Raw genomic sequence first — 18,744 nt, 5'->3', positions numbered from 1 at the left:
GAGACCATTGATGCCCACCTTCTACGACAAGACTTTCGCCTCCCGCCTGCTGATCGGCACCGCGCTCTACCCATCGCCTGCGATCATGCAGGATGCGATCCGCGCCTCGGGCGCGCAGATCGTCACCGTGTCGCTGCGGCGCGAGTCGGCCGGCGGCAAGACCGGCGATGCGTTCTGGAAGCTGATCAACGCGCTCGATGTCACCGTGCTGCCGAACACCGCCGGCTGCCGCAGCGTGCGCGAGGCGGTGACGACGGCGAAGCTCGCGCGCGAATTGTTCGGCACGAGCTGGATCAAGCTCGAAGTGATCGGCGACAACGACACCCTGCAGCCCGACGTGGTTGGTCTCGTCGAAGCCGCTGATATCCTGATCAAGGACGGTTTCGAGGTGTTCCCCTACTGCACCGAGGATCTCACGGTCGCGATGCGGCTGGTCGATGCCGGCTGCAAGGTCGTGATGCCCTGGGCGGCGCCGATCGGCTCGGCCAAGGGCATCATCAACCGCGACGCGCTGAAGCTGCTGCGCGACCGCCTGCCCGATATCACCCTGGTGGTCGACGCCGGCCTGGGCGCGCCGAGCCACGCGGCGGAAGCACTCGAGCTCGGCTACGACGCCGTGCTGCTCAACACGGCGATTGCCAAGGCTGCCGACCCGGTGGCGATGGCGCGCGCCTTCCGGCTCGGGGTCGAAGCCGGCCGCACCGCCTACGAGGCCGGGCTGATGGACGCCCGCGATTTCGCCTCGCCCTCCACCCCTGTCGTTGGGACACCGTTCTGGCATGCCGTATCCTGATCGCTTCTATCCCGTCGTCGACAGCCTCGCCTGGGTCGAGCGCCTGACCAGGCTCGGCGTCGGCACCGTGCAGCTGCGCGCGAAGGACCTCAACGACGGCGAGGCGCTGCAGATCGTCACCGACGCGCTGGCGATCACCAAGGGCACGGCGACGAAGCTGATCGTCAACGACTACTGGCGCGCCGCGATCGTTGCCGGCGCGCAGCACCTCCATCTCGGCCAGGAGGACCTCGCCGACGCCGACGTCGCCGCGATCAAGGAGGCCGGCCTGACGCTCGGCCTCTCGACGCATGACGATGCCGAGCTGGAGACCGCGCTCGCCGCCAAGCCCGACTATGTCGCGTTGGGGCCGATCTTCCCGACGACGCTGAAGGCGATGCGCTTCGCCCCGCAGGGCATCGCGAAGATCGGCGAGTGGAAGAAGCGTGTCGGCACCATCCCGCTGGTCGCGATCGGCGGCATCAAGCTGGAGCAGGCCGCGGAGATCTTCGCCGCCGGCGCCGACTCCATCGCCGTCGTCAGCGACGTGACGCAGAACCCCGACCCCGACGCCCGCGTCCGCGCGTGGCTCGATGCGACCAAGGAGCCGGCATGATGCGCGCGGATTTTGCGAATGCGTCTGAGAATTGTTGCAGGAGATCACCTCCGCGAACGCGGTGTGCCCCCCTCCCCCTTGCGGGGAGGGGTCGGGGGTGGGGGTCCACGCGCACAGCTCTCCATGTGACGTCACGTCCGGCACGCTGCAGCTCTAAGGAATCGCCCACTCATCAGCATCGCATTCCGGGCACCCCCACCCCCAACCCCTCCCCGCAAGGGGGAGGGGGGCGCACTGCACTCGCCGCAAGACCTCCCGCCAACACATCGCCTCTGAACGCCGGGCGCTTTGGCCGGAATAACAACAATTGAGAAGGAGGATCCCATGAACATCCGCTCCAATCCCGACACCACCCTGCCCGCCGTCACCACCGGCCCGCTGCCGTCCTCGCGCAAGATCTACGCAACGCCGGACTCCGCGCCCGACCTGCGCGTGCCGCTGCGCGAGATCATCCTCTCGGAAGCGGCCTCCGAGCCGAACCTGCCGGTCTACGACACCTCCGGTCCCTACACCGATCCGACCGTGACGATCGACGTCAACGCCGGCCTGTCGCGCGCCCGCACCGCCTGGGTGCGCGAGCGTGGCGGCGTCGAGGAGTACGAAGGCCGCGACATCAAGCCCGAGGACAACGGCAATGTCGGCGCCGACAAGGCCGCAAAGTCGTTCACCGCGCATCACAAGCCGCTGCGCGGCCTCGACGGCCACAAGATCACCCAGCTCGAATTCGCCCGCGCCGGCATCGTCACCAAGGAGATGATCTACGTCGCCGAGCGCGAGAATCTCGGCCGCAAGACCCAGCTCGAGCGCGCCGAAGCTGCGCTTGCCGACGGCGAGAGTTTTGGCGCATCCGTGCCCGCCTTCATCACCCCGGAGTTCGTGCGCGACGAGATCGCGCGTGGCCGCGCCATCATTCCCTGCAACATCAACCATGCCGAGTTGGAGCCGATGATCATCGGCCGCAACTTCCTGACCAAGATCAACGCCAATATCGGCAACTCGGCGGTGACATCTTCCGTTGAAGAGGAAGTGGACAAGATGGTGTGGGCGATCCGCTGGGGCGCCGACACCGTGATGGACCTCTCGACGGGCCGCAACATCCACACCACCCGCGAATGGATCCTGCGCAACTCGCCGGTGCCGATCGGCACCGTGCCGATCTACCAGGCGCTGGAGAAGTGCAACGGCGATCCGGTCGCGCTGACCTGGGAGCTCTACAAGGACACCCTGATCGAGCAGTGCGAGCAGGGCGTCGACTACTTCACCATCCACGCCGGCGTGCGTCTCGCCTACATCCACCTCACCGCGAGCCGCGTCACTGGCATCGTCTCGCGCGGCGGCTCGATCATGGCGAAGTGGTGCCTCGCGCATCACAAGGAGAGCTTCCTCTATACGCATTTCGAGGAGATCTGCGACATCATGCGCAAGTATGACGTCTCGTTCTCGCTCGGCGACGGCCTGCGTCCCGGCTCGATCGCGGATGCCAACGACCGCGCCCAGTTCGCCGAATTGGAAACCCTCGGCGAGCTGACCAAGATCGCCTGGGACAAGGGCTGCCAGGTCATGATCGAGGGCCCCGGCCACGTGCCGATGCACAAGATCAAGATCAACATGGACAAGCAGCTCAAGGAGTGCGGCGAGGCGCCGTTCTATACGCTGGGGCCGCTGACCACCGACATCGCGCCGGGCTACGACCACATCACGTCAGGCATCGGTGCAGCCATGATCGGCTGGTTCGGCTGCGCCATGCTGTGCTACGTGACGCCGAAGGAGCATCTCGGCCTGCCCGATCGCAACGACGTCAAGACCGGCGTCATCACCTACAAGATCGCCGCCCACGCCGCCGATCTCGCCAAGGGCCATCCCGCAGCGCAACTGCGCGACGACGCCCTCTCCCGCGCCCGCTTCGAGTTCCGCTGGACCGACCAGTTCAACCTCGGCCTCGACCCGGACACGGCCAAGAGCTTCCACGACGAGACCTTGCCGAAGGAAGCCCACAAGGTCGCGCATTTCTGCTCGATGTGCGGCCCGAAATTCTGCTCGATGAAGATCACCCAGGACGTCCGCGACTACGCCGCGACGCTGAATGATCCAGCCACCGTCGGCATGACCATCAGCGGCACCATCGAGGACGGCATGGCCCAGATGAGCGCCAAGTTCAAGGAAATGGGCGGCAGCGTGTATCTGGATGCGGAGAAGGTGAAGGAGAGCAACAAGGCGTTGTCCTGAAGCCCGCTCAGTTCCACTCTCTCCGTCGTCATGGCCGGGCTTGACCCGGCCACCCATCGAAGCCGGGCGCAAGCCCGGCTTTCTTGTTTGAGATCTGCTCGGTCCTTCGATTTCGCAATTGATGCGTTGGTTGCCGCTTGTTGCGACAATGACGGAAGCTCGCTGATGTCCGCCTTCTCAATTTCAGCGACAAGGAACGGTCGACGAATGCAGAAACAGCCTCCTTCACGTTCCCAATCCACAACTATCCGCAAGGAACGCGAGTAAGTAAATCCAAGGGATTAGGTCAATTTCGGTTTAGTGGCCCGTTAAACCGACCGCCAACTAAGTTATTTCATCATTGTACTTTGTAGGAAAGGACATCACCTTCGCGGCGAAAGAAGCAGGAGAATCTGATGTCCGGACGGTCTTCCCGCGAGCCAAAGCAGCACTGGTTGTTCGGTCTAGCCGCCTGCCTGTGGCCGGTCGCCTTTGCACTAGTAGGAATTTTCGGTAGCCTGCCGAAATCCACTGCCCAGGTCCTAGCGCGTGCTTTGCGCCTCTTGTGAATAGTTACGAGATCGAAATGGACGTCCCATGCCCATCCACCACATCCTCGCCCCACCCCACATCAAAGCCCCGCCGCTGTCGTTTGGCACCCGGATCGGCGACCTCCTCTTCATCTCCGGCATTCCCGGCTTCGATGCCCACGGCAACCTGCCCGCCGAGTTCGACGCGCAGTTCGCCAATGTCGTGACCAACTTCACCCGCGTCCTGACCGAAGGCGGCGCGACCATCCGCGAGTTGGTCAAGGTCAACGTGCTGCTGACGCGAGCCGCTGACGTCGCGACCATGAACCGGCTCTATGCCGAGGCGTTCGGGCCGGCACCCTACCCCGCCGCACCACCTGCGTGGTCGCAGCGCTGCCTGATTCGAAGATGCTGATCGAGATCGAGGGCGTCGCGGCGGTCGTGAAACGGTAGGGTGGGTTAGCGGACGGCAACCGACGATCTCTCCACGCTCGCACATGGCTGAACGCCGTTCGCGTAACCCACCATTCCAGGCGGCGGGTTACGCGCCCTGGCAAACATTCCCTCCGCGGTGAAATCGTCCCGCGGGCGCTAACCCGCCCTACGTTCTGCCCGATCCGAAGATGCTGATCGAGATCGAGGGTGTCGCGGCGCTCGTCGTAACGTGAGCTGGTCAGGCCGAGGGCGTTGCGCGATCCGCTTCGGCGCGCGCGAATGCCCCCCACCCGACCGTCGACCGACCTACGGCACGTTGATCTGCTTCCTGCTCGTGGCGCCGATCACTTCGATCCCCTTCTTGCCGCGCACGTGTGTGATGTCGAGGACAACGTGATACGGCGCGGTCTGCGGCAAGCCGATGCCGCTTTGGCAGCCGACCACCTCGATGCCCCAATATTCGGGTTGCCGGATATAGATCAGCGGATGCAATTCGACCTTCATCGTGACCCAGGGCTTGGTGCCGGTGACGATCAGGAAGTAGGTGTTCGGAACGATGCCAGGCACCACGGTCGCGCTGTCGAACGTGATGATCCTGCATGAGGTGGACTGAGGCAGAGCCTCGAATGACTTGATATGCGCTTCTTCCATGACAAGCTCCGTTGAAATGAAACTCAAAAATTGGCCGCGCTCAAACAATCGCGGATTTTAGACTTCAATTCCGCGATTTACAACCAATGATTGTCACTCCGTGTTGGTGACACCGACACCGTCGTGGACGCGCATTCACCCGTCTAGCGCCCCCACTCCAGAAGATGCTGATCGAGGGCGTCGCGGCGGCCGCGACACCGCAGGGTGGGCAAAGCCGCCGTCGGCGCTCGCAGAGCGGCGGCGGAGGCGCGCCCACCGCGGAGGGCATGGTGGGCACGCGTCAGCCGACGCGCGGCGATGCAGCGAGACGTCGCTTCGCCCACCCTACGGTTTTGCCGATGAGGCGACGGTCAATGACTATGATCGTCGTCCAGCGATCGTGCTGCCGATCAGCGGACGCCGCTCTGCCGTTCACGCGACCTCGAGGAGCGGAAGATGCCGGTCGAGCAACACGCCGTTGCGCTCCGCAGCAGCACCGCGAGTTTCCCTTCGCATCACCTGCACTGACGCCGCCGTTTGCCGCCACCGCGGCGGCCTGCCTCATTCCGCCGCAACCCTGCGTCGTGATGGCCCCCGTCCTGCTATTTCGTCTCTTGCGGTCGATTTAAATTTTAAATAAGATTTAATAGTCCGAAACATTATCTCCGAAAATTTCACGATAGATGTTTTATTCATTGCCGATCCATGCCCTGTTGCGCCTCGCAGGCACCGCCACGGCGCCGTTGCGGGAGGCGATCCGGGAGGCCTTCCAGGCCCAGGTCTATCCGCTCGGCTACGTTCCCTCGCATGACGGCATGCGCGGGCTGATGACGCTGGGCGTCGTCACGGCGCATGTCTCCCACAGCCTCGTGCCGGGCGCGGTGCTCTATATCGACCTGTTCTTCGTCGCCAGCGCCTATTACATCACCGGCCTGCTGCTGCGGGACATCGACAAGCACGGCACCGTCAGGTTCCGTCAGTTCTACGCCCGGCGCTTCGCCCGGATCGTGCCGCCGCTGCTCCTGATGCTCGCGGCCTATCTGCTGTTCACCTGGCTGCTGCGGCCGCCATTGCTGCCGGCGGTCGAGCGCGCGGCGATCGCGCTCTCCTACATTGCCAACTACTGGTACGTGCTCGATCCGAAGACGATCGAGGACATCGGCCACACCTGGACCCTGTCGACCGAGGAGCAGTTCTATCTGCTGTGGCCGCTGACCTTCGCGTTCCTGGTGAAGCGGTTCGGCGTGACCTGGCGGCTGGTCGGCGCCATCTGCGCCATCGCGGCCGCAATCTGGGCCTGGCGCGTGGCGCTGGTGATGGATGGCGCGGAGTGGCGTCGGCTCTACACCGCGTTCGATACCCGCGCCGATGCGCTGATGGCAGGCTGCGCCATGGCCGTCGTGCTCAGGCTGGTGCCGCAAGGCGCCTATCCCGCGCTCGATCGTCTGTGGCCGAAGCTCGCATGGCCGCTGTTGATCTACTGGATCACGGTCACCTTCCTGTTCTGGCCGGCGGACGGGCCGAGCATGAACTACTATCTGTTCGGCAGCATGGTGTGCGGCGTGCTTCCGGGCACCCTCGCGCTGACCATGCTGGGGCGGAGCCACGGCACGATCTGCCATCGCATCTTCGAATGGCCGGTGGCGATCTTCCTCGGCCGGATCTTCTACGGCATCTATCTCTGGCATCTGCCGATCCTGAACTTCCTCGACAGCTACGGCGTCTGGTGGCCGCTGCGGCTCGCGATCGGGCTGCCGCTGTCGATCGTGGCGGCGACGCTGTCCTACGCCTATCTCGAGCGCCACTTCCTGCGCCGGCGCGCGCAGCCGGTCACCTCGCCGCCGATCGTCACGGGCGCGTCTCCGGTGCTGGTTCCGGCAGCGAGCTTTGGCGCGGATCTCCGCTTCTCGTCGCATGCGAGCACCGAAGGCGTCCGCCCCTGAGCCGTGCGCCGAGGTCGCCGAAACGACCGCGCCTGCCCCGCAATCAAGTCGACGCGCCGAGCCTGCAAACCCGCCTCCCCTTCCGCCGGGATCATCAGGAGTGATCAGGTGACCACGATCGCGCGCTTTTGACGCACACGTTCTGCAGACTTGCCTTCAAAATGAACGAGACCGCTCCGACATAGGGCCACCCGCTGGCCGGGCCAGTTCGTTGCCGGAGTTGACGATGCCTCGTTTCACCACAATCTTTTTTGCTGCATCTCTCGCGGCCGCGCTGCTCGCCGCCGCGCCCGCCCAGGCCGGCTACTACATCATCCGCTGGGACAACACCGGCATCTGCCAGGTCTGGAGCGAGGCCTTCGCCTTCAAGCCGGTCGCATGGCCGTCGAGCTATCAGGTCATCAGCCGGCCGGTGCCGACGTTTAACGACGCCGTGACCCGGCAGATCAGGCTGCGCCAGCAGGGCCGCTGCACGCTGTGAGCCCGCGCGCGCCTTATGGCATCACGTGACGGCGGCAAGTCGTCGTTTCACATCCCGGACATCGCTGTGAATGACGGCACGCGCGGCTTGCGTTGCGCGCGCTTTTGTCGCACCACTTTGGCCTTGGTCCGGCCGCAAGGCCGGTGGCCCGCGCGGGCGGGCGATTGTCGTTGTTTTGTTTGAGGAGATTGATGATGCGTCGCCTGACCACGCTCGCCGCCGCCGCGGCCATTGCAGCCGCCTCGATCGTGCCCACCGCCTTCGCCGCGCCTGCGCCCAAGTCCGGCTACTACGTGATCCGCTGGGACAACACCGGCATCTGCCAGATCTGGAACACCGAGCTGCAGTCGAAGCCGGTGGAGTGGCCGTCGACCTACAAGATCGTGTCCAAGCCGGTGCCGACCTTCGTCGAGGCGACCAACATCCAGCTCAAGCTGCGCGACGAGCGCCGCTGCTTCCTGTAAGCGGCGTTCGCACGCAGTCGTACATGGCGGCGGTCAAGCTGCGCTGACTGCGCTCGCCTGCATCGGCACGAAGCCGGGCAGATCGGCGATCCGCGCCAGCCATGCTTGCACGTTGGGGTACGGCGTCAGCGATACGCCGCCTTCGGGCGCATGCGCGGTGTAACTATAGAGCGCGACGTCGGCGATGGTCGGCGTCGCGCCGGTCAGATAGGGTCGCGCGGCAAGTTCGCATTCCATCACCCCGAACAGGCTGTTGGCGAGCTGGTGCGCTCGCGCCATGTCCAGCGGCACGCCGAACAAGGTCGCAACCCGCGCCGCCGCCGGGCCGAACGCGAGCGGACCGGCCGCGGCCGACAGCCAGCGCTGGACCTGGGCCTGGCCGAGCGGATCGCGCGACAGCCACGTGCCGGAGCCGTCATAGCGGCCGGCGAGATAGACCAGGATCGCATTGGAATCGGGGATCACGGCATCGCCGTCGACCAGCACCGGCACCTGGCCGAACGGATTGAGCGCGAGGAAGTCCGGCCGCTTGTGCGCGCCGCCCTTGAGGTCGACCTCGACGAGCTCGCAAGGCAGGCCGAGCAGGCTCAGCATCAGCCGCGCGCGATGCGCGTGGCCGGAGAGGGCGAAATGGTACAGACGACGTTGCGACATCAGGTGCTCCCGTGGCTCCGCGTCACCTAGACCAGGGACGCCGCAGCAACAATGCGGCCTCCCTGCAACAGGCTGTTGCAGCGGCTGCAACAATGCGACAACGCCAGCCATGGACCGCCTGCCCGACCAGCTCCAGCCCGGCCTGCGCCTCGTCTTCGTCGGCACCGCCGCGAGCGAACGCTCGGCGGCGACCGGGCACTACTACGCCCATCCCGGCAACCGTTTCTGGCGCACGCTGTTCGCGGTCGGCCTGACACCGCGGCTGTACCAGCCGCAGGAATTTCCGGCGCTGCTGTCGCTCGGCATCGGCTTCACCGATCTGTGCAAGCTGGGCGCGGGCATGGACCATGTCGCGCTGAAGGCCGGCGTCGACGTCGCCGGTTTCGCCGCAAAGATCCGACACCATCGCCCGGCAACCGTCGCCTTCACCAGCAAGAAGGCCGCGAGCCTGTTTTATGGCAAGCCGACCGGCACGATTGCGCTGGGGCGGCAGCCGGAGCGGGAGCAGGATGATTTCCCGACCGTGTTCGTCCTCGCCTCACCGTCCGGCGCGGCGTCGGGTGCGTGGACGGAGCAGCCGTGGCTGGAGCTGGCGGCGCATGTGGCAAAGATCTGAGGCAAGCGATTTTGCCTCAGATCCCATGATGACCTCAGATCCCATGATGATGAGTAACATCATCATCACTGCGAGCAAACTACTGGCGACCTCCGCGCAGTGCCAATGACTGCGCCCTCGCCCCTTGTGGGAGAGGGCATGTAGGACAGAGCGGCAAACTCGCTTGGGTGAGGGGTTTACCTCGACGAGTTCAACTTGCGGAGGAGCCCCCCTCACCCAACCGATTACGTTGGTGGGCCGGCGATACCCTCTCCCACAAGGGGCGATGGCGCTGTGTTGTACAGCGCAACGCTCGAGCGCAAACGACTGATGTGCCCCGATCTCAGAACGGCCCTATCATTTTCGACCCTTACCCGACGGGCAATCTCCGCATCCCCGCCATGCACCAACTGCCCGTCGTGTTAGTTTGTCGCACGTCCGCGCGCTTGCCATGTCGGGCAAATCAGGACGATGTTTCCGCTCAACCCGCCTCATGCAGAGGGACGTACGCGTCGTCACGATACGTGGAGGTGGGCCGCGGTGGACGTGATCGCTGCGCCCGACGAGCGCGGCTGTCACGTACGGTGAAGTCGTGATGTCCTGATACCCCGAAGCTGGTATCACGTGCGTGCTCATGCGGAAGCGTGACGCGTGCAATGGCGGCCAACAAGCCGGCGCGCCAGGGAGACCACGTATAAGCCGTCAGACCATGCGCGCAGGGAAGGCCGGGATGTCTCCGCCGAACCTGTGGTTCTGCCGCGTGCTTATCTGTTGCACGCGGACCATGGGAGCGGCGAGCTCCCGGCCTTCCCTGCCCCTCTCAATTTTCGATGGGGCTCGCACGATGCATCCCTCGCGCACGCGGTGCGGCGAGAACGCGGACTTATGAGCAGGAGCGAGGGAGGGAGATGGTGTTGGCAGTGCTCAGCACGCAACGACGGTCCTCGCCCGCGCAGGCGGGCGATGACACCTGTTGTGAGTTGCTACGCAGCCACGATGACGACGACGATGACGCAACTACCTGATCGTGATCGCGAGCCCGGACAGATCGACGTTCGCCAAGAGGCCGATCTGTTCACCCGCGAGTTCCAGCACCGCGCCCTTCTGGTTGGTCAGCACGATGCCGCGCACGCCGCGGCCGACGGCGAGGCCCGCGCCGGCGGCGCCGTAGACGCCCTCGACGTCGGACGGACGCCAGATGTTGCTGACGCGGCCGCGCAGCACCGTGCGCGAGCCGCCGAACACCAGGCCCCAGTCGAGGCCGCCGGTCGACAGCGGATAGGCGCGGCCGTGGAAGTTCAACACGCCGCTGCCGCCGGAGCCGCCGATGATCCACCCCGCCTTGTAGATGGTCAGCGTGATGAAGCCGCCATCCGCGTGCGCCGTGGCCGGAATGACGGCGCCGCAAGCAGCCGTCAGTGCCACCAGCAGACCGCGAAGCGAGGATGCAATTGTCATGGATGAAGTCTCCAGCGAAGTGAATTTGGGCTTGAGGTCATTCGATGGCCGTGTGTGACGATCGTGCCCCACCAAGCGAATCGATCGGGCCGAATTTAGCCCTTTGCGCGGCACCACGCATGCGCCGCCGCCGGTGTGTTCGAAATGACGCGCTCTCACCGCAGGAATTTGGCAATGCAAACGGCCCGCCGCCGACATTGACGATGGCTGTCGGAGGGCATGCCGACCGGGCGGGCCGTGATGTGCCGCCGGCCGCCGGCGAAATGGGTCGAGACCCGCGCAGAACCAAGGCGATTTCGGGGTATTTGGCGCGCTGGAGGCGGCCGGACGCCGGCGTTAAGGCCCCATTAACCTTGTCCGACCACGGTGATTTACGGGCTGGATGTTTAGTTGGTCTCGATGTTTACGCGTCGTTTCAGTGGCGGCGCGGGCGTTGATCGGGAGGAGTTATGTCGCAAGAGTTGTCATCCGAAGCCGCAAGTCCGTCACTCGTGCCGCTTGCCATGCCACCGTCGCGCTCCGCGGCGGAGGTCCTGCCGCTGTTGATCGGCACGCCCTTGTCCGAGATCGAGCGCGAGCTGATCGTGCAGACCCTGGCGCGCTGCAACGGCAATCGTACCCACGCCGCAAGGCTGCTCGGCATGCCCGTGCGTACCTTGCGCAACAAGATCCGCATCTACACGGCCGACGGCATCGCGGTGCCGGCCTATTCGGCCTGATCCGACGGCGGCCACGCGATATCCCATCGCGTGGAACTCATCAGGATGCGGCGCCGATTGATGTTGATCAATCGGCCTCGCAGCCCTGCTGCAATTGCTGCCGTCGTCGCGGCTCTGTTAGGCTTCGCTGCGAATCAAAGACGTGTAGCGGAGTTGCGGTAGTGGCAAGGAATCCGGCCGGACGCGGCCTGCAGGGCCCGGTGGGTCCACGTGGCCCGCAAGGGCAGCCCGGGCGGCGCGGACCGGATGGTCAGCGCGGCAAGCCCGGTCCCGACGGCAAGGCGGGTCCGCAAGGCAGGCCCGGTCCGCAGGGGCCCCGCGGCGAGGCCGGTCCGCCAGGCAAGCCGGGACCTGCCGGACCGCAAGGTCCGCAGGGCGAGCCGGGAGCGCCAGGCACTCTGCCGACGATCGATCAGCTGATGCCCTGGCTGGAGCAGATCTTCGCCGCCTATGACGACTACAAGCGCAACCGCGATCGCGAGGCGCATGAGCGCGAGGCCGAGCTGGTCGCGGTGCGCGACATCTTCGCCGCCACCACGCATGACGATGCACTGGACGAGGCCTTCGAGGACGACGATCCGCACGACATCGACCTCCCGAAGAAGAAGAAAAAGAAGAAGGGCAAGAAAAAGAAGAAGCACGACAAGCACGCCCAGGGGCGCGGCGACCACGACGACGAGGGGTTCTGAGCTTCGCCCTCCGTCAGAGTCAGCGCGGGCCGAACCGGGCCGCCGAGCGTTCCCGCGCCTTGGCCGCCTCGATCTCGCGGTCGCGCGGCGGCGCCTGGGTCTGCAGCGAGGTCAGGAGCCGTCGCGCGGCGTCGGCCACCTCCTCGACCGCGCGGGCGAAGGCGGCCTCGTTGGCCTGCGAGGGCGCGTTGAAGCCGGACAGCTTGCGCACGAATTGCAGGGCCGAGGCCTGAATTTCAGCCTCCGTCGCCGGCGGCTCGAAATTGAACAGCGTCTTGATGTTGCGGCACATGATGAGTCCCATCAATCCGGTACTGAACCAGGTCGCAGACCGTGCTATCATGCCTCCGACGCGGCCGGAAGAGTCGCGCATGATCAGGGGGAGTCCATGTTTCGACCGCTTGCCGCCGTTCTTGCCGCCGTCGTCGTTGTTTGCGCGCCGGCCCGCGCCGCCGACTATCCCGCCCCGAAGCAGGGCGACTTCGTCGTCAAGGATTTCAAGTTTCACACCGGCGAGACGCTGCCGGAGCTGAGGCTGCACTATACGACCGTCGGCGAGCCGACCGGGCAGCCGGTGCTGGTGCTGCATGGCACCGGCGGCTCAGGCGGAAGCATGCTGGTGCCGACCTTCGCCGGCGAATTGTTCGGCAAGGAGCAGCCGCTCGATGCGAGCAAATACTACATCATCATCCCCGACAGCATCGGCCACGGCAAATCGTCCAAACCCTCCGACGGGCTGAAGACGAAATTTCCCGCCTATGACTATGCCGACATGGTCGACGCGCAGCACCGCCTGCTGACCGAGGGGCTCGGCATCAAGCACCTGCGGCTCGTGATCGGCAATTCGATGGGCGGCATGCACAGCTGGGTGTGGGCCACGCGCTATCCGGACTTCATGGACGTCGCGGTGCCGATGGCCTCGCAGCCGACCGAAATGGCGGCCCGCAACTGGATGCTGCGCCGGCTGATGCTGGAGACGATCCGCAACGATCCCGACTACAACGGCGGCAACTACACCGCGCAGCCGCGCATGATGAAATACGCCGTCACGGCCTACGCCACCGCCTCGGCCGGCGGCACCATCGCCTACCAGCTCACGGCACCGACCGCCGCCAAGGCCGACAAGCTGGTCGAGGAGCGGCTCGCCACGCCGATCCCCACCGACGCCAACGACTTCATCTATCAGTGGGACTCCTCGCACGACTACAATCCGTCCGCCGATCTCGACAAGATCAAGGCAACCGTGATGCTGATCAACTCGGCCGACGACGAGCGCAATCCGCCGGAGACCGGCGTCACGGTCGACGCGATGAAGCGCGTCGCCAACGGCAAGCTCTTCCTCATCCCGACCTCGGCCGAAACGCGCGGCCACCTGACCACCGGAAATGCGAAGTTCTACGCCGAGCCGCTGCGCGACTTGCTGGCGACGGCGCCGCAGCGCGGCATGTAGATCGGCGGAGGGAGCAAACGAATGCGCAGGACGATGCTGGCCGCTGTCACGATCGGCTCGTTCGCCTGCGCGACCGTCGCGGCCGCCTTCGACAACGGGCAGTTCGACAACGTCCCGCCCGACATCCGCGCGTGGTTCAAGAGCGTGATCGCGCCGAACGGCGTGCCATGCTGCGATGTCTCCGACGGCCACCGCACCACCTATGACGTCCGTGACGGCACCTATTGGGTACCGATCGAAGGCCGGTGGATGCCAGTGCCGGAACGCGCCATCATCCGCGACCGCGGCAACCCGATCGGCGAAGCCGTGGTGTGGTACGTCCATCACCGCGGCGACATCATCATCAGCTGTTTCGTTCCCGCCGATGCGGTATGATGTGCGCCATCTGACTGCGACTGCTGCGAGTCGTTAGCGACAAGACAGGTCTCAAGCGAGATTTTCAGCTCGGCTCGCGGGCTCGTGACCGGACCCTGTTGACGCAGGTCAACAAATACGGAAATTGGCCGAAATAGTGTGCAGAATGCGTCATGCATGAACGCGAAGATTCCTGATCGAAATGCTCAAGCGATTGTTTTTCCGGTCCGCAGGCCGTCTGGCCCGCGCGTCTCTCGCGCTGGCTCTCGTCGTCGCGTCCTGCGCTGCGTTGGCCGATGATGAGCTGAAGCTCACGCCAAGCCAGGCGCAGAACCTCGGCGTGCGCGTGACGCATCCGATCTCCAGCCGGATGGACAGGACGCTGCCTTATCCCGCGCAGATCGTCATTCCCACGCCTCAACTATGGGTCGTCAGCGCGCCGGTCGCGGGGATGATCACCAACCTCGCTGTTGCCCGCGGCGATCGCGTGACCGTCGGACAGCCGCTGCTCACGCTGGAGAGTCCGAGCTTCGTCTCGCTCCAGCGCGATTACCTGCACGCGCTGGCACAGGAGGGACTCGCGGCTCAGCAGTTGAAGCGCAACGCCGACCTGTTCGAAGGCAAAGCCATCCCGCAACGCGTGCTGGAGTCGAGCCAGGCCGAAGCGCGCCAGGCCAGCATCGTCGTCGCCGAACGACGGCAGATGCTGCACATCAGCGGGCTGTCGGACGAAGCCATCGCCCGGCTCAGCAATGAGGCGGCGATCAGCGCGACACTCACCGTGACGGCGCCACGCGCCGCGTCCGTGGTCGAGATCGCGGTATCGCCGGGCCAGCGCCTTGAGCAGGCCGCGTCCCTGGTAAAGCTTGCGCGGCTGTCGCCGCTATGGGCCGAGATCGCGATCCCCGCGACCAACATCGGCGCCATCAAGACCGGCGCCAAGGTCGACATCGAAGGCTATGCGACACCGGGCCAGGTCATCCTGGTGTCCGAGACGACAGATGCCGCCACGCAGACCATTCTCGTCCGCGCCGAGATTCCAAACAACGGTGAGCTGCATTCCGGACAGATGGCGGCCGCTCGCATCGGCTTCATCTCGGCAGGCGAAAGCGCATGGGAGATTCCCTATAGCGGCCTCGTCCGTCGCGGCGAGCAGACCTCGGTGTTCGTCGCCACGGAAGGCGGTTTCCGGCTCGTCCCCGTGACGCTGCTCGCGGAGGATCAGGATCACGTCGTCATCGCCGGCCCCCTCACGGACAAGGACGAGATCGCCATCGGCGGCATCTCGGCGCTGCGCGGCATCCTCTCGCGACTGGGGCAGTAGATGCTACAGCGGCTTGTCGCATTCGCGCTGTCGCAGCGGCTCTTCGTCATCCTGAGCACACTGCTGGTGATCGGCGCTGGCGCCGTCGTCCTGCCGAGCCTGCCGATCGATGCCTTTCCGGACGTCTCGCCGGTCCAGGTGAAGATCATCATGAAGGCCCCCGGTCTGACGCCGGAAGAGGTCGAGCAGCGCATCACGGTCCCGATCGAGCTGGAGCTGCTCGGATTGCCGAACAAGAAGATCCTGCGCTCGGCGACGAAATATGCGCTGGCCGACATCACCGTCGACTTCGAGGACGGCACCGACATCTACTGGGCCCGCAATCAGGTCTCGGAGCGGCTCTCCAACATTTCGCGCGACTTCCCCGAGGGCGTGAGCGGCGGCCTTGCGCCGATCACGAGTCCGCTCGGCGAGATGTTCATGTTCACGATCGACAGTCCCGATCTGTCGCTGGCCGAGCGCCGGACCTTGCTCGACTGGGTCATCCGCCCGGCCCTGCGCACCGTGCCCGGGGTTGCCGACGTCAACGCGCTCGGCGGCTATGTTCGCGCCTTCGAAATCGTGCCGCGGAACGATGCGCTGGCGGCGCGCGGCATCTCGTCCGAGCTGTTTCGCAAAGCCATCGAGGCCAACAGCCGCAACGACGGTGCCGGGCGGGTCAACCAGGGCGAGGACAGCGCGCTGGTCCGCATCGAGGGCAGCATCCGCGGCATCGACGACATCCGCGCGATCATCGTCGACACCCGCGACGGAATCCCGATCCGGGTCAGCGACGTCGCCCGGGTCAAGATCGGCGCCCTCACCCGCTATGGCGCCGTCACGAAAGACGGCAAGGGCGAGACGGTCGAGGGGCTCGTGCTCGGCTTGCGCGGGGCCAACGCCGGACAATTGGTGCGCGACGTTCGGGCGCGGCTGGATGAGCTGAAGCCGTCGCTACCGAGCAGCGTCACCATCAACGTGTTCTACGACCGCAGCCGGCTGGTCAACCGCGCCGTCGGCACGGTGGTGCGGGCGCTTGGCGAAGCCACGGTGCTCGTCGTGGTGCTGCTGCTGCTGTTCCTCGGCAATTGGCGCGCCTCGCTGGTGATTGCGCTCAGCCTGCCGCTCGCGATCGTGATGGCGCTGATCGTGATGCGGGCTGTCGGCATGTCCGCCAACCTGATGAGTCTCGGCGGCCTTGCGATCGCCATCGGCATGCTGATCGACGCGCTGGTCGTGGTGGTCGAGAACATCGTCGGCAATCTCGCAAAGCACGATCACGCAAGCACCACGCCGCTGATCCACATCGTCTACCGCTCGGTCTGCGAGGTTCTGCAGCCGGTCGCCTCGGGCGTCCTGATCATCATCATCGTGTTCGTTCCGCTGCTGACCTTGCAGGGGCTGGAGGGCAAGCTCTTCATTCCGGTCGCGCTGGCGATCATCTTCGCCCTGGCCGCGTCGCTGCTGCTGGCGCTGACGGTGCTTCCGGTCGCAACATCCTTCGTGCTCACATCCGCGTCGCATGACGATCCATTGCTGATCCGCGCAGCACAGCGCGTCTATGCGCCCGCGCTCGACTGGGCGCTCGGCAACGAGCGCAAGGTGATCATCGCGGCGCTGGTCTGCCTCGTTGCCGCGGGATATGGCTACACCCGGCTGGGCAAGACCTTCATGCCGACGATGGACGAAGGCGACGTCATCGTCAGCGTGGAGACGCTGCCGTCCGTCAATCTCGACGAGTCCCTCGCCATCAATGCCCGGCTGCAGATGGCGTTGATGAAGGTGCCAGACGTCGCCGGCATCATCGCGCGCACCGGCTCGGACGAGCTCGGGCTCGATCCGATGGGACCCAATCAGACCGACACGTTCTTGGTGCTCAAGCCGGCAGACCAGCGGCAGACCAGCGACCGGGATGTCCTGCTCGAGACGCTTCGCGAGGTTCTGACCGGCTTCCCCGGTGTCTCGCTCAGCTTCACGCAGCCCATCGACATGCGCGTGCAGGAGATGATCAGCGGCGTCCGCGGCGACGTCGCGGTCAAGATCTTCGGCCCGGACATCACCAAGCTCAACGAGATCGCAGCGAAACTGTCGGCGATTCTATCCGATATCGATGGAGCCCAGGACGTCTACACGACCCTTAACGAAGGCGCGCAGTACTACACGATCGTCGTCAACCGGATGGAGGCGGGCAGGCTCGGGCTCACGGTGGACTCGATCTCGGCCTCCCTGCGCACGCAGATCGAAGGCCGAACGATCGGCACCGCGCTCGAGGAGGGACGCCGGACGCCGATCCTGGTCCGCGGCGGCGAGGCCACGCGGCAGGCGCCGACGATGCTGGCGGCGCTGCCGCTGACGCTTGCGTCCGGCCAGCATGTTGCGCTCTCGCAGGTCGCACGCATCCAGCGGGTCGATGGCCCGGTGAAGATCGATCGTGAGGACGGCAACCGCATGAGCGTGGTTCGCAGCAATGTCCGCGGCCGCGACATGGTCGGTTTCGTCCAGGCGGCTCAGCAAAGGGTCGCAGCCGAGCTGCCGCTGCCGTCCGGCTATCGGCTGACATGGGGCGGGCAGTTCGAGAACCAGCAACGTGCGGCCGCGCGTCTATCGGTCGTGGTGCCGGTCGCGATCGGCTTGATCTTCGTGCTGCTCTTCACCACGTTCGGCTCGGTGCGCCAGGCCCTGCTCGTCCTCGTCAACATTCCGTTTGCGCTGATCGGCGGCGTGTTCGCGCTGGTCTCGAGCGGTGAATACCTCTCCGTTCCAGCCTCCGTCGGCTTCATCGCACTGCTCGGAATCGCCGTGCTCAATGGTGTCGTGCTGGTGTCTTATTTCAACCAGTTGCGCGCTCACGGGGTCCCCGAGCAGCGCATCGTGGTCGAAGGCGCCAAGCGCAGGCTGCGGCCTGTGCTGATGACGGCGAGCATCACGGCGCTGGGTTTGATCCCGCTGCTGTTTGCATCGGGGCCCGGATCGGAGGTCCAGCGTCCGCTCGCGATCGTCGTGATCGGCGGCCTGCTGTCGTCCACGCTGCTGACGCTGATCCTGTTGCCGATCCTGTATCGCCGCTACGGCGCTACTGCGAAGGAAGCCACATGAGCAGCCAAGCCGTCTGCCTGACCCTGATCGTGCCGGATGCGCTTCACAGCGAGGTGCTCGACCATCTGAGCGAGCAGACCGATCTCGTGACGGGCTTCACCGCCTCGGAAGCAGCCGGACACGGTGCGCGCGTCCGGCTGCGGAGCGCTGCAGAGCGGGTGAAAGGACATGCCGACGAGGTCGTCGTGCGGATCGTGTTGGCGGAAGAGGATCTCGAGCGGCTTCTCGAGCGGCTCAGAAGCGCGTTTGCGGGAACGCAACTCGTCTATTGGGTCGTACCCGTCACTGCCTTCGGCATCATCGCGTGAGCGGGTTCGACGTCAGGGGCGGTCGATTCAAGGCTTGAAACA

At 65.4% G+C, this 18,744-nt stretch carries 18 protein-coding genes and 1 pseudogene; 15 read left to right on the top strand and 4 right to left on the bottom strand.

The features are described 5' to 3' along the window. The first annotated feature begins 10 nt into the window (after nucleotides 1-10). From ACQR03_RS11015 to ACQR03_RS11000, 4 genes and pseudogenes are all read left to right on the top strand, one after another. On the top strand, nucleotides 11-793 hold the full coding sequence (locus tag ACQR03_RS11015; protein WP_316191907.1) for a thiazole synthase: 783 nt from the start codon (nucleotides 11-13) through the stop codon (nucleotides 791-793). Then, nucleotides 780-1,388 (top strand): thiamine phosphate synthase, encoded by a 609-nt coding sequence (locus ACQR03_RS11010; protein WP_315717820.1) that lies wholly within the window; start codon nucleotides 780-782, stop codon nucleotides 1,386-1,388. The genes ACQR03_RS11015 and ACQR03_RS11010 overlap by 14 nt, the downstream gene beginning before the upstream one ends. Nucleotides 1,389-1,712: 324 nt before the next feature. After that, on the top strand, nucleotides 1,713-3,614 hold the full coding sequence (gene thiC / locus ACQR03_RS11005) for a phosphomethylpyrimidine synthase ThiC (protein WP_316193141.1): 1,902 nt from the start codon (nucleotides 1,713-1,715) through the stop codon (nucleotides 3,612-3,614). A gap of 576 nt (nucleotides 3,615-4,190) precedes the next feature. Beyond that, a pseudogene (locus ACQR03_RS11000) lies at nucleotides 4,191-4,576 on the top strand (RidA family protein). Between the two features lie 288 nt (nucleotides 4,577-4,864). On the opposite strand, the gene ACQR03_RS10995 reads toward ACQR03_RS11000, so the two are convergent. Beyond that, nucleotides 4,865-5,209 (bottom strand): hypothetical protein, encoded by a 345-nt coding sequence (locus ACQR03_RS10995; protein WP_315827112.1) that lies wholly within the window; start codon nucleotides 5,207-5,209, stop codon nucleotides 4,865-4,867. A gap of 662 nt (nucleotides 5,210-5,871) precedes the next feature. Between ACQR03_RS10995 and ACQR03_RS10990 the strand changes: the two genes are divergently transcribed. From ACQR03_RS10990 to ACQR03_RS10980, 3 genes are all read left to right on the top strand, one after another. Beyond that, complete coding sequence (locus tag ACQR03_RS10990; RefSeq protein WP_434841293.1) at nucleotides 5,872-7,131, top strand: acyltransferase family protein; 1,260 nt, start codon at nucleotides 5,872-5,874, stop codon at nucleotides 7,129-7,131. A 226-nt stretch (nucleotides 7,132-7,357) separates the two neighbouring features. Next, complete coding sequence (locus ACQR03_RS10985; protein WP_315717825.1) at nucleotides 7,358-7,612, top strand: hypothetical protein; 255 nt, start codon at nucleotides 7,358-7,360, stop codon at nucleotides 7,610-7,612. Between the two features lie 194 nt (nucleotides 7,613-7,806). Beyond that, nucleotides 7,807-8,076 carry a hypothetical protein gene (locus ACQR03_RS10980; RefSeq protein ID WP_315827115.1) on the top strand — a complete coding sequence of 90 codons (270 nt, stop codon included), beginning with the start codon at nucleotides 7,807-7,809 and terminating at the stop codon, nucleotides 8,074-8,076. Between the two features lie 33 nt (nucleotides 8,077-8,109). Here ACQR03_RS10980 and ACQR03_RS10975 read toward each other — a convergent pair whose 3' ends face one another. Continuing rightward, the gene (locus ACQR03_RS10975; protein WP_434841294.1) at nucleotides 8,110-8,730 is read right to left on the bottom strand and encodes a glutathione S-transferase family protein; all 621 of its coding nucleotides are present in this window, start codon (nucleotides 8,728-8,730) and stop codon (nucleotides 8,110-8,112) included. 109 nt (nucleotides 8,731-8,839) lie between these two features. Here ACQR03_RS10975 and ACQR03_RS10970 point away from each other — a divergent pair, with 109 nt between their 5' ends. After that, nucleotides 8,840-9,346 carry a mismatch-specific DNA-glycosylase gene (locus ACQR03_RS10970; protein ID WP_434841295.1) on the top strand — a complete coding sequence of 169 codons (507 nt, stop codon included), beginning with the start codon at nucleotides 8,840-8,842 and terminating at the stop codon, nucleotides 9,344-9,346. A 996-nt stretch (nucleotides 9,347-10,342) separates the two neighbouring features. Here ACQR03_RS10970 and ACQR03_RS10965 read toward each other — a convergent pair. Further along, complete coding sequence (locus tag ACQR03_RS10965) at nucleotides 10,343-10,783, bottom strand: hypothetical protein (protein ID WP_316194330.1); 441 nt, start codon at nucleotides 10,781-10,783, stop codon at nucleotides 10,343-10,345. 449 nt (nucleotides 10,784-11,232) lie between these two features. Between ACQR03_RS10965 and ACQR03_RS10960 the strand changes: the two genes are divergently transcribed. Together ACQR03_RS10960 and ACQR03_RS10955 are read left to right on the top strand one after the other, a co-directional pair. Next, nucleotides 11,233-11,502, top strand: coding sequence for a helix-turn-helix domain-containing protein (locus tag ACQR03_RS10960; protein WP_315717831.1), 270 nt, complete (start codon nucleotides 11,233-11,235; stop codon nucleotides 11,500-11,502). A gap of 161 nt (nucleotides 11,503-11,663) precedes the next feature. Further along, nucleotides 11,664-12,191: a collagen-like protein gene (locus ACQR03_RS10955; RefSeq protein ID WP_315827118.1), complete on the top strand. Its 528-nt coding sequence runs from the start codon at nucleotides 11,664-11,666 to the stop codon at nucleotides 12,189-12,191. Between the two features lie 19 nt (nucleotides 12,192-12,210). Here the strand turns inward: ACQR03_RS10955 and ACQR03_RS10950 are convergent, their stop codons facing one another. After that, nucleotides 12,211-12,483: a DUF2277 domain-containing protein gene (locus ACQR03_RS10950; protein ID WP_315717862.1), complete on the bottom strand. Its 273-nt coding sequence runs from the start codon at nucleotides 12,481-12,483 to the stop codon at nucleotides 12,211-12,213. Nucleotides 12,484-12,579: 96 nt separating this feature from the next. On the opposite strand from ACQR03_RS10950, the gene ACQR03_RS10945 reads away from it, so the two are divergent. The 5 genes from ACQR03_RS10945 (at nucleotide 12,580) to ACQR03_RS10925 (ending at nucleotide 18,702) form a co-directional block, all read left to right on the top strand. Beyond that, complete coding sequence (locus ACQR03_RS10945) at nucleotides 12,580-13,641, top strand: alpha/beta fold hydrolase (RefSeq protein WP_434841296.1); 1,062 nt, start codon at nucleotides 12,580-12,582, stop codon at nucleotides 13,639-13,641. A gap of 21 nt (nucleotides 13,642-13,662) precedes the next feature. Then, nucleotides 13,663-14,016 (top strand): hypothetical protein, encoded by a 354-nt coding sequence (locus ACQR03_RS10940; RefSeq protein WP_409977983.1) that lies wholly within the window; start codon nucleotides 13,663-13,665, stop codon nucleotides 14,014-14,016. 181 nt (nucleotides 14,017-14,197) lie between these two features. Further along, complete coding sequence (locus ACQR03_RS10935) at nucleotides 14,198-15,319, top strand: efflux RND transporter periplasmic adaptor subunit (protein ID WP_315717834.1); 1,122 nt, start codon at nucleotides 14,198-14,200, stop codon at nucleotides 15,317-15,319. Beyond that, nucleotides 15,320-18,394 (top strand): efflux RND transporter permease subunit, encoded by a 3,075-nt coding sequence (locus ACQR03_RS10930; RefSeq protein WP_434841297.1) that lies wholly within the window; start codon nucleotides 15,320-15,322, stop codon nucleotides 18,392-18,394. Beyond that, nucleotides 18,391-18,702 carry a DUF3240 family protein gene (locus ACQR03_RS10925; protein WP_316173032.1) on the top strand — a complete coding sequence of 104 codons (312 nt, stop codon included), beginning with the start codon at nucleotides 18,391-18,393 and terminating at the stop codon, nucleotides 18,700-18,702. The genes ACQR03_RS10930 and ACQR03_RS10925 overlap by 4 nt, the downstream gene beginning before the upstream one ends. Nucleotides 18,703-18,744: the final 42 nt, after the last annotated feature.

Source organism: Bradyrhizobium sp. HKCCYLS3070 (assembly GCF_051167575.1).
Taxonomy (GTDB): Bacteria; Pseudomonadota; Alphaproteobacteria; order Rhizobiales; family Xanthobacteraceae; genus Bradyrhizobium.
This window is presented reverse-complemented; position numbering and strand designations above follow the sequence as displayed.